The 1,076-nt window shown below is 61.2% G+C and carries 1 protein-coding gene; it reads right to left on the bottom strand.

The window, feature by feature from the left end; translation table 11 throughout:
* Positions 1 to 1,076, bottom strand: a 1,076-nt coding sequence (gene tuf, locus PSQ40_RS21330; RefSeq protein ID WP_273953921.1) for an elongation factor Tu, incomplete at both ends; no start/stop codon positions are given.

Here is a 1,076-nt window from a genome sequence, read left to right as displayed (position 1 = left end):
GCGATGATGGTGGCCACAACGCCAGCACCCACGGTCTTGCCGCCTTCGCGGATGGCGAAGCGCAGGCCTTCTTCCATGGCGATGGGGTTGATCAGCTTCACAGTGATCGACACGTTGTCGCCAGGCATCACCATTTCCTTGTCGGCCGGCAGCTCGATGGCGCCAGTCACGTCAGTCGTACGGAAGTAGAACTGAGGACGGTAGTTGTTGAAGAACGGGGTGTGACGGCCACCTTCGTCCTTGGACAGAACGTACACTTCGGCGGTGAAGTGGGTGTGCGGCTTGATCGAGCCCGGCTTGCACAGCACTTGGCCACGTTCCACTTCTTCGCGCTTCGTGCCGCGCAGCAAGATACCCACGTTGTCGCCAGCTTGACCTTGGTCCAGCAGCTTGCGGAACATTTCCACGCCCGTGCAGGTGGTCTTCAGGGTGGGCTTGATACCGACGATTTCGATTTCTTCGCCGACCTTGATGATGCCGCGCTCAACGCGACCGGTCACCACGGTGCCGCGACCCGAGATCGAGAACACGTCTTCCACGGGCATCAGGAAGGTGCCGTCAACAGCACGTTCCGGGGTCGGGATGTAGGTGTCCAGCGCTTCGGCCAGCTTCATGATGGCGCCTTCGCCCAGCTCGCCCTTGTCGCCGTCCAGTGCCATGCGGGCCGAGCCCTTGATGATCGGGGTGTCGTCGCCCGGGAAGTCGTACTTGGACAGCAGCTCGCGCACTTCCATTTCGACCAGTTCCAGCAGTTCAGCGTCGTCCACCAGGTCAGCCTTGTTCAGGAAGACGATGATGTAGGGCACGCCCACTTGGCGCGACAGCAGGATGTGTTCACGGGTTTGGGGCATCGGGCCGTCAGCGGCCGAGCACACCAAAATAGCACCGTCCATTTGAGCGGCGCCGGTGATCATGTTCTTCACATAGTCAGCGTGGCCGGGGCAGTCCACGTGAGCGTAGTGGCGGTTGGCCGTTTCGTACTCAACGTGAGCGGTGTTGATGGTAATGCCGCGGGCCTTTTCTTCGGGCGCTGCGTCGATCTGGTCGTAAGCCTTGGCTTCGCCGCCGAACTTGGC

The sequence above is a fragment of the Curvibacter cyanobacteriorum genome (assembly GCF_028649475.1).
GTDB lineage: Bacteria > Pseudomonadota > Gammaproteobacteria > Burkholderiales > Burkholderiaceae_C > Curvibacter > Curvibacter cyanobacteriorum.
This window is presented reverse-complemented; position numbering and strand designations above follow the sequence as displayed.